The organism is Butyricicoccus faecihominis, from assembly GCF_014648015.1.
GTDB classification, from domain to species: Bacteria; Bacillota; Clostridia; order Oscillospirales; family Butyricicoccaceae; genus Agathobaculum; species Agathobaculum butyriciproducens.
In genome coordinates this window covers 89,073-97,977 of record NZ_BMQH01000012.1, presented here as the reverse complement: position 1 = coordinate 97,977, position 8,905 = coordinate 89,073, and the positions used below count along the sequence as shown (strand labels likewise).

Here is an 8,905-nt window from a genome sequence, read left to right as displayed (position 1 = left end):
ACTTCCTTTGCCTTTTTGTGCATGGTCGGGTAATCCAGCAGAGTACCCTTTTTAATCCACTTGTTGATGAAAATGTTGTCAGTAATGCTCAGCAGCTTCTCAATATTAAGCTCCTGATATACACACGCGATGCCAGCCGCTGCCGAATCGTTCGGGTCCTTAAAATGCTGCTCGACGCCGTCTACGAAGATCTGACCTTCGTCTGCCTGATGTACACCAGTCAGCACCTTGATCAGCGTAGATTTGCCTGCGCCGTTCTCACCGATCAGGCCGAGGATCTCGCCCGGCTTGACGGAAAGCTGCATGTTTTTCAGAGCCACTACGCCCGGAAAACGCTTGGTCGCGTTTTTCAGTTCTACTACGTATTCACTCATCTTTTCACTCTTTTCTTTCACAAAATGAAGAAGCGGGCACACGCTTGTACATATGCCCGCCTGCTTTTACGGATCTGTGATGACAGAATTCGGTTTAGCCGTTTTGTTTCTTTTCAACGATCGCCTTCTGCTCTTCTGCGTTGTCGGCAGTTACGATAGAAGCGGTAGAAGCGATAAACTTATCAAGGGTCTTGCCGTTCAGTGCGTCAACTGCTGCCTGAACACCGCGGTAGCCTACGTCGTAGCCGTCAACAGCAACGGTCATGGTCTCCTGACCTGCAAGGATTGCATCGAGTGCTGCAACATTGCCGCCACAGCCAACGAAGATGGTGTTCTTGTAAGCTGGATAGGAAGCTGCTGCACGTGCAGCGCCGACGGCCATGTCGTCATTATTGCAGACAACGATCGCAATACCCTCCGGATGGCTCTGGATGATCGCTTCCATTGCGGTTACAGCTTTGTCGGATACACCGTCAGCGTACTGGGTCTCCGCATCCAGATAAGTGCCACCAGCCTTTTCAACACCTTTCTTGTAGCCGCCCATGCGTGCTTCGGAGGTGGAATCGCCCTGTACACCCGCAATACCAATTGCGGTAATGGTATCCCAGCCAGCTTTCTTGGCTGCTTCGACCGCAGCTTCGCCGCCCATAGAGGCCATAGCCTCGTTATCGAAGCCTACAAAGCTCAGAACCTTATCGGATTCTACGTTGGTGTCAATCGCAATGATCGGAATTTCCGCATTTGCGATCTGGGTTGCAACCGTCTCGGACTGCAGCGGTGCAACGACCATTGCATCCGTGCCGCTTGCGTTCAGTACGGTTTCGATCATGGAGAGCTGTTCGTCGTACGCGGTCTCCGAGGTCGCACCCTGTACATCAACCTCAGCGCCGAGGTCCTTGCCAGCCTGCTCGCATCCCTTAGCTACATAGGCCCAGTACTCGGAAGCCAAGGTTTTCAGAACAACGGTGATGTGCGGATTCTCGGTGGAAGCGCCTGCAGCGTTATCGCCGTCCGTCGATGACGAGGTATTGCCACCGCAGCCGGTCAGTGCGCCCAGAAGCAGCGCTGTACTAAGCATTGCTGCACCAATTCGTTTCGTCATCTTAGTCATTTTTATTTCCTCCTATCAGTCAGCACGTATGCTGTTTTCTGTTTTCTCTTTTCTCTGCTTTTACAGTCTGTAATCAGATACCTGCGGTTTTTCGGATATACTCGCGCGCCATTTTGGCGTATTCGAGCGGATTTGCCTTTGCCGGGTCCTGCTCGGCCTCTACGATGAACCAGCCCTCGTAGTGTGCATCGTGCAGAGCCTTGAATACGCCCGGATAGTCGACGCAGCCGTCACCCGGAATGGTGAAGCAGCCCTCGAGAACCGCCTTGCGGAACTTGAAGCCCTCGGCGTAAGCCTTTTCCATCATGTCGGGACGGATGTCCTTGAGGTGAACGTGGCCGATACGCGGGCCGAACTCCTTGGCTGCCTTGACGGCGTCCTCCTTGGAGAAGGTGAAGTGGCCGGTATCGAAACAGAGGTAAACATAGCGCGGATCGGTGTTGTCCATCAGGCGCTTGGTTTCCTCAAAGGTCTGAACAACCGTTGCCATATGGTGATGGAAGCACAGCTTGAAGCCGCGGTCAGCAGCGATCTTGCCCAGCTTGTTCAGACCGTCGGTCAGCTTGTCCCACTCTTCGTCGGTGGCGATCGGCTTGTTGTCACCGAACATCGAGCACTCCTCTGCGAACAGGCAGCGGGTCAGCTCGCATACGTTGATGCGGCTTGCACCGACAGCCTCGAGGAAGTCCAGCTGCTCGATAAATGCCTTTTCGTTCTCCTCATACGGCGTGGAGCACAGGAAACTGGAGAACCACTGGGACGCGATCTTGATGCCGCGCAGGTCGAGTGCCTTGTTGAGCACTGCCGGGTCGGTCGGGAACTTACCGCCTACCTCGGTGCCCTGAAAGCCGGCAAGCGCTGCTTCAGAAACCATCTGCTCGAAGGTCAGCTCGCCGCCGAGCTGCGGCATATCGTCATTCGTCCAGCCGATCGGCGCAATGCCGAGTTTTACATTATTAAACATAGCCTTGAACCTCCCTTAGCACTTTTCCCAAGTGCCCGACTTAACGGACTTGAGCACTGCGTTGATAATGCCGTCAACCTTAGCGCCCATCTCGAAGTTGCAGATGTACTCGCCGCCGTGCATAGCCTGCATGAGCGCGTGAGCCTGCAGCGTCTTCATATCGTCGAATGCGATTGCGATGCCGCCTGCCGGCTGGAAGTACTTGAAGCCCTTGTGCTGCGGGTTGAGCAGTACGGTGCGGAAACCGCAGTCACGGCCGTTGTCCTTGTCCGCATCAGCCTTGAAGTAAACCTGAACCTCGCACATACGCTCCAGATCGTATACTACAGAACCTTCCGTGCCCTGAATCTCGTAGTAGAAGTAGTTCTTGCGGCCGGTTGCAACACGGGAGGACGAGAAGTCGCCGATTGCACCGTTCTCGTACTTGACGAGGAAGGTGATGAGGTCATCGTTCTCAACCTTGCCCATCTCGGTGCTGCCTGCCTTGACCGGGCGCTCCGGAATAACAATGGACTGCACGCCGAGCACCTCGCTCATGTCGCCCATGATCATCTGGGAAACACTCAACAGGTGGCTGCACAGGTCACCGAGTGCACCGGAGCCTGCCAGCTTGTTGATGTGACGCCATGCAATCGGAATGGACGGATCGAGCAGCATATCCTGATCGTAAGTAGCGTGTACGCGCATGATCTTGCCCAGCTTGCCGGACTTGACGAGTTCCGCAACATACTGGTTTGCCGGGTTCATGATGTTGGAGAAACCGCAGTAGTTGACTACGCCCTTTTCCTTGGCCAGATCAGCCAGCTCGCGGGACTGCTCCGCGGACAGAGACAGCGGCTTCTCGCAGAAAACATGCTTGCCGTGCTCCAGAGCAGCCTTAGCCATCTCGTAGTGCATGCAGTTCGGGGTTGCAACGTCCACCAGATCGATTTCGGGATCGGTGACAACGTCCATCCAGTTGGTGGTGTAGCGGTTGTAGCCCATGTTCTTCGCGAACTTTGCAACTGCGTCCTCGCTGACGTCGCTTACCAGCTCAAATACCGGCATATCATCGCCGAAGATCATGCGTGCGTTGTGGAATGCGGTGGTGTGGGCCTTGCCCATCCAGCCAGCGCCGATCAGACCGATTTTAATTTCCTTGCTCATAAGTATCTTCTCCTTTTGAACGATCGGAAGGTTTCTTGCCTTTCTGTTGTGCCTATGATATCATAAGAGACGAAAGCTGTCACGTGTAATGCGTGCACAAAATATGCAATTTTTGCTCTGACATTAGGGGTGCTGTTATGGATATTCGTCAGCAGGGTGTTATTCGATTTGAACCCGGTATCATAGAAAAAGAAGGGATCTATTTTCATACTGCTTCGGCTTTTGCGCAGCAGCACCTGTTTTATGGTCTCTGGGGTGCACGTTATCTTTGCAGTGCGCCGTACAGCGTGCGCAGAAAACATTTGAACGCATTTTTGATGTTTTACATTCATTCGGGTGAAATGCAGTTCACATATCGGGATCAGACATTCACAGCAAGCGCCGATGATATCGTGCTCATCGACTGCAATTTTCCGCACCACTACTATACAAAGAGAGAGGCGCAGTTCAGCTGGTTTCATTTTCACGGCAATGCCTCACAGGCGTACTGCGATCTTCTGTGGAAGAACAACGGTGCGCTGTTCAGCAAGCAGTATGGCTTGGAGAAGGACTTTCAAAAGATCATGCAGATGCTGCCACTTGATGCCAATGCAGACGATCGCATGTCGGTCGTCATTCACCATATACTTTCCTCGCTGAATACCCAAGGGCACGCGGCACACAACGTTTCGCCGCAGATACAGGCAGCAAAGAACTGGATGGACGAGCATTTTCATGAAAATATTCAAATAGAAGAAGTTGCTGCGCAGGTATCGCTTAGCCGGTTCTACTTTTCTCGCCGATTTCGCGAGGAAACCGGTTTATCGCCGCATGAGTATCTGCTCAATCTGCGGCTATCCTATGCAAAACTACAGCTTTCAGAATCGGATGACAGCATAGAAGAGATTGCTTATGACTGTGCGTTTTGCTCTGCTTCTAATCTGATTCGTGCATTTAAGAAAAGTACCGGTCTTACACCGTATCAGTTTCGGAAAACTGTATTCATTACAACGCATTGACAGAATAATATGAGAAAAGCATAGCTTGAACCATGTTTTTTCTGTGTTTCCGCCACTTTTGGACATATATTATAGATGTAGAAGCTCCTGGAAATATTCCGGGGGCTTTAATTCTGTCCGAAAGGAGAAGCAAAATGTTCAACAATCAAAAATTTCTGACGTGCGGCGTGATGGCTGACATTCCATCATGGCTGACCAATCTCATGTGGCACATGGTCTTGACGATGGAGATTGAAGAAAAAGACTACCTGCAGGTATTCAAGCTGACGAAAACACCGACCGGTCAGCATATCGTCCACGAGCAGGAGCAGCCGCCGTACCGTTACGAGCTCGATGTACCGTGCGACGATGCCGTAAATGCCAAGGTGTTTGTCATTGACGATTTGACGCATTCTACTATGTTGCTTGCCGAAGAGTATTAAGTTTTACCAAACGAAATGGAGGAACAGACAATGACCGAAACAAGAATTTGTGCAAACTGCGGTGCAGAATACCCGATTGAAGACATGTATCAAGCGGAAGGCGATTGGCTTTGCGAGGATTGTGCCGACCGCCTGACCGTAATCTGTGACCACTGTGCCGAGCGGGTCTACGAGGAAAACGCCGTCGAGGATGACACGCACACGCTTTGCGACCACTGCTTTGATGAGTATTACGTCCGCTGCGAGGACTGCAACCGCATTATTCACCGTGACCGCGCCTATTGGGACAATGACGACAACGCCTACTGCGCATCCTGCTGGGATGAGCACTGCGAGGTTATTCACGAATACAGCTACACGCCAGACCTTGTTTTTCATGGCAAGGGTCTGCGTCATTTCGGCGTTGAGCTCGAAATTGATGACGGCGGCACGGTAAACAGCAACGCGCAAAAGCTGCTGGATATTGCTAATGCCAACGCCGAAAATCTGTACATTAAGACAGACGGCAGTCTGGATGAAGGCTTGGAACTTGTCACACATCCCATGACACTGGAATACCACCTGAATGAAATGCCATGGGAGCAGGTTCTTCGCAAAGCGCAGAGCATGGGATATCTGAGCCATGCCGCCGGAACTTGTGGACTTCACGTTCATATCTCTCGCTTGGCGTTTGGCTGTACCTATGAACAGCAGGAGGCCGCGATTGCACGTCTGCTCTACTTCGTCGAGAAATTCTGGGCGGAACTGCTGCGGTTCAGCCGCCGCACACAAAGCCAGATGAACCGCTGGGCAGCGCGGTACGGCATCCGCCTCACCCCGTCCGAACAAATGAGCCACGCAAAAAATTCCTGCGCCGGACGTTACACGGCGGTCAACCTTACGAATGCGGACACAGTTGAAATCCGTATGTTCCGCGGCACGCTCAAGCTGAATACCCTCAAAGCCACCTTGCAGATGGTAAACCATCTGGTTGAGGTGGCTGTTGCTATGTCTGACAGTCAGGTGCAGGACATGAGCTGGTTTGATTTTCTCGATGACATCAATGAACCCGAACTTATCCAGTATTTGAAAGAGCGTCGGCTTTACGTTAATGAACCTGTAAACACTTCAGAGGAGGAGTAATATGTGCAGTCTTTTCGGTTTAATCGATTTTAAGGAGTGCCTGAGCACCCATACGAAGAACAAAATCCTGAATACGTTAGCGCGTGAATGTCAAGTGCGCGGTACGGATGCAACCGGTATCGCCTATAACTTCAATGACCGTCTGCGCATCTACAAGCGTCCCCTTCCCGCTCGGAAAATGAAGATTCACATTCCGCACGGCGTAAACGTCGTGATGGGTCACACTCGCATGACGACTCAGGGTAATGCACAGTTTAACCAGAATAACCACCCGTTTCTCGGTAAAATTGACGGCAGCAGCTTCGCTCTCGCCCACAACGGCGTACTGTGGAATGATAAAGAACTCCGCCTGGAAGAAAATCTTCCGCTCACGAGCGTTGAGACAGACAGCTACATTGCCGTTCAGCTTTTAGAGAAAAACAAGACCCTCGACGTTGACAGCCTGCAATCCATGGCTGAAAAGGTCGAGGGTTCTTTCGTGTTCACGGTGCTTGATAAGGATAACTCCATCTGGTTTGTCATCGGGGACAATCCGCTCTGCATCATGTTTTATGATGGCTTTCTGATTTACGCCTCGACGCAGGAAATTCTGTGCAAGGTTATCAAAAAGCTGAGATTGAAAGCGCCCACTGATATTCTGGAGCCAAAGGAGGGCGAAATTATGAAAATCGACCGGAATGGCCGTATCACTACAGGCACCTTCACACCGCATACGACATTCGAGCACTGGTGGCGAAAATATCCGTTCTACCGCAGCTATTACGAGGACACGTCCACAAACTACGACGACCTATTCAGTGTGGCGAAGGCATTCGGCGTTACCACGGATGAGGTGCAGGCACTTCTGGACTATGGCTGTTCTGAGGAGGAAATCGAGGAAATGCTGTACGACCCGGAACTCTTTCACGAGATGACCGGCGAATTGTTATACGCATATTGATTGAAGGGAGGCGATGCGCATGATTGCACTTAGTCCGATCTTTCAGGCCGTCGGCGCGGTGGTTGATTTGATTATCGAGGCCGTCGAAAATTTCTCTGACAGCTGAAATGGGGTGAAAAGATGAACCCAGGCAAAATCATTTTCGGCGTGCTGACTGTCATCGGCCTGCTCGCCGACCTTATCGACGACGACTAAGTATCCAACAAAGTCTACCTTTTCGGACAGGTTTTATCTGTGAATTTACACTGTCCGAAAAGGTCCATCTATAATAAACGAAAATGTTCGAAAAGTGCAAGACCTTTCCGGACACTTTTGTTATTCAATACAGCGCTCTAGTAATGGAATTAATGCTGTATAATCATCCACCGAGTCAATCGCTGTGCGTAAAACAGCTTCGCGATCAACATTTCCCCAGTTCAACACGATGCCATTATGTAGTGCTAGTTCCCGAATGAACTCACGAATTGAACGACCATTTCCTTCGCGGAATGGATGAATAATATTCAGCTCCGCCATAACAAACGCCAAACGATCTATAAAAACATCATCTGCGGCTTTATTCCAATAGTGTTCCTGTTGAATTAACCCACAAATTTTTTGAAGTTCTTGATCAATCATAGTTGGAGGATAAAACCATGTGTCTGCTTTAGCAATCTGTTCTCGCCGCAAATGACCTGCAAACGAGTAAATATCTGAGAATAGAAAACGGTGTATGCGACAAAGATGTGTCTTTGTGAAACGACCGCGAATCGGACTTTGCAGCAGTGCATATTGTTTCAATGCTGTAATTTCTTCTTCAGCTGCTTTCAATTCCGCATACTCAGTTATATGCAAATGATTACGCAGTACATTAGTATCTGGATAACAGTACAGAGACTGCGTGGTGGAATATACTTCGTATTTTGAAAACATCATATCACTGCTTTCTGTTATGACGAGCAATCGCTTCACGAAGCAACTCGTCCATCGTTGCTTTGCCGGAGTCAAGTCGGTGCAGCGCAGTCTGTGTTTTTATAGAGATCTGCATACCCTCCGCAGCAAAAGTACCGTGCAGACACCGGAGTTTCTGTTCAGCTGTAAGTGTAGGTTTCATTCCATTTCACCTGCCTGTCTTAGTAGAGTTATTTTATCACAATAGCTACAAAATCACAACGGAGATGAGCAAAATGCACAAAACATTCTACTACGCCCGCGTTTCCACGCGCGAGCAAAATCTTGATCGTCAGCTCGAGGCCTTTCGCGCGCTCGGCGCGGACGAGCGGGAAATTATAACCGATAAAGAGTCCGGCAAAAATCTTGACCGTCCTGGATATCAAGCACTCAAGTCTGCTATGCTGCGGCCGGGCGATACGCTGATCGTGAAATCACTCGACCGACTCAGCCGCAGCAAGTCCGACATTCACAATGAACTCCAGTGGTTCAAGGACAACAGCATCCGCCTCAAGGTAATCGATCTGCCAACCACAATGATGGATCTGCCGTCCGGTCAGGAATGGGTTTTCGAGATGGTGAACAATATCCTGATTGAAGTTCTCGGAACGATTGCCGAGCAGGAACGCTTGACCATTCGCCAGCGTCAGCGTGAGGGCATCGCCGCCGCGAAAGCCAAGGGGAAACACCTTGGCCGGCCTGCCACCGTCCTCCCCGACAACTGGGACGAGGTGATTGCGCTCTGGCGATCTGGTCAAATCTCCGCAAAGGAGGCAATGCGGCGCACTGGCGTGAAGCGGACGCACTTTTACGCTCAAGTTCACAAATAGGAAAGTGTGTAGTCATTTCTGGCAATAACTGCGTCGTGAAATAGTGAGGATTCCGGTATCCTGTAAAT

At 50.8% G+C, this 8,905-nt stretch carries 10 protein-coding genes; 5 read left to right on the top strand and 5 right to left on the bottom strand.

Annotated elements, in window-relative coordinates; genetic code table 11:
- The 4 genes from IEY11_RS12080 to IEY11_RS12065 all read right to left on the bottom strand — a co-directional run.
- Positions 1-374 (bottom strand): ATP-binding cassette domain-containing protein (locus IEY11_RS12080; protein ID WP_188886669.1); only part of this gene is annotated, 374 nt, incomplete at its 3' end.
- A 94-nt stretch (positions 375-468) separates the two neighbouring features.
- Positions 469-1,485 (bottom strand): sugar ABC transporter substrate-binding protein, encoded by a 1,017-nt coding sequence (locus IEY11_RS12075; RefSeq protein ID WP_188886668.1) that lies wholly within the window; start codon positions 1,483-1,485, stop codon positions 469-471.
- Between the two features lie 73 nt (positions 1,486-1,558).
- On the bottom strand, positions 1,559-2,449 hold the full coding sequence (gene iolE / locus IEY11_RS12070; RefSeq protein ID WP_188886667.1) for a myo-inosose-2 dehydratase: 891 nt from the start codon (positions 2,447-2,449) through the stop codon (positions 1,559-1,561).
- 15 nt (positions 2,450-2,464) lie between these two features.
- Positions 2,465-3,595, bottom strand: a complete 1,131-nt coding sequence (locus IEY11_RS12065) for a Gfo/Idh/MocA family protein (protein WP_116705675.1) — start codon at positions 3,593-3,595, stop codon at positions 2,465-2,467.
- Between the two features lie 137 nt (positions 3,596-3,732).
- On the opposite strand from IEY11_RS12065, the gene IEY11_RS12060 reads away from it, so the two are divergent.
- The 4 genes from IEY11_RS12060 to IEY11_RS12045 all read left to right on the top strand — a co-directional run bounded on the left by IEY11_RS12060 (position 3,733) and on the right by IEY11_RS12045 (position 7,077).
- Positions 3,733-4,593 carry an AraC family transcriptional regulator gene (locus tag IEY11_RS12060; RefSeq protein WP_188886666.1) on the top strand — a complete coding sequence of 287 codons (861 nt, stop codon included), beginning with the start codon at positions 3,733-3,735 and terminating at the stop codon, positions 4,591-4,593.
- 134 nt (positions 4,594-4,727) lie between these two features.
- Complete coding sequence (locus IEY11_RS12055; RefSeq protein WP_188886665.1) at positions 4,728-5,015, top strand: DUF960 family protein; 288 nt, start codon at positions 4,728-4,730, stop codon at positions 5,013-5,015.
- Between the two features lie 30 nt (positions 5,016-5,045).
- Positions 5,046-6,137: an amidoligase family protein gene (locus IEY11_RS12050; protein ID WP_188886664.1), complete on the top strand. Its 1,092-nt coding sequence runs from the start codon at positions 5,046-5,048 to the stop codon at positions 6,135-6,137.
- A 1-nt stretch (position 6,138) separates the two neighbouring features.
- Positions 6,139-7,077 carry a class II glutamine amidotransferase gene (locus IEY11_RS12045; RefSeq protein ID WP_188886663.1) on the top strand — a complete coding sequence of 313 codons (939 nt, stop codon included), beginning with the start codon at positions 6,139-6,141 and terminating at the stop codon, positions 7,075-7,077.
- Between the two features lie 315 nt (positions 7,078-7,392).
- Here the strand turns inward: IEY11_RS12045 and IEY11_RS12040 are convergent, their stop codons facing one another.
- Positions 7,393-7,992, bottom strand: coding sequence for a Fic/DOC family protein (locus IEY11_RS12040; protein WP_188886662.1), 600 nt, complete (start codon positions 7,990-7,992; stop codon positions 7,393-7,395).
- Between the two features lie 251 nt (positions 7,993-8,243).
- Between IEY11_RS12040 and IEY11_RS12035 the strand changes: the two genes are divergently transcribed.
- Positions 8,244-8,837: a recombinase family protein gene (locus tag IEY11_RS12035; protein ID WP_188886661.1), complete on the top strand. Its 594-nt coding sequence runs from the start codon at positions 8,244-8,246 to the stop codon at positions 8,835-8,837.
- Positions 8,838-8,905: the final 68 nt, after the last annotated feature.